Genomic DNA, 462 nt, shown 5'->3' on the forward strand with positions numbered 1-462 from the left:
CCACAGGGCCGTCGTCTTCAAAGCGCATCACTTGACCCAAATCCAGCTCGCCTTTCGCACTGTCGCCGTCTTTGTCCGTTACCGTCACTTCCAATTTCAAAGAGCCGGATTGAATGCGCTCTATTGTCCCTCCCGCACCGGATTCGTCGTGGTCGCTGGTATTCTCGTGTTTGATCGCACGGTATTGAAAAACTTCCACATCCCCATTGCTGCCATTTAATACAACCTTAAACACCACATCCCCATTGGTGTTCTTACCCAACACTTCCGTACCGCCCGCATTGGCAGACAGCACGATGGCCTGATTGGTTGCCGTGTCCACTAAACCGGAGGCCGGAGCACCAACCAAAAGCTTAAAGAGGGTGGATTGTTCCCCGTCAGAGCCTGCGTCTTTCGTTAAAGTAAACAAATCGCTGCCGACAAGCTTCGCATAACCAATGTCATTGGCATCGGCAGAAGCCG

1 protein-coding gene is annotated in these 462 nt (G+C 52.4%); it reads right to left on the minus strand.

Annotated features, from left to right (window positions below; translation table 11 throughout):
• The coding region (locus OQI99_RS16140) for a DUF5801 repeats-in-toxin domain-containing protein (RefSeq protein WP_265732385.1) at positions 1-462 on the minus strand (462 nt) is incomplete at both ends.

It is taken from the genome of Legionella sp. PATHC039, from assembly GCF_026191275.1.
GTDB lineage: Bacteria > Pseudomonadota > Gammaproteobacteria > Legionellales > Legionellaceae > Legionella > Legionella pneumophila.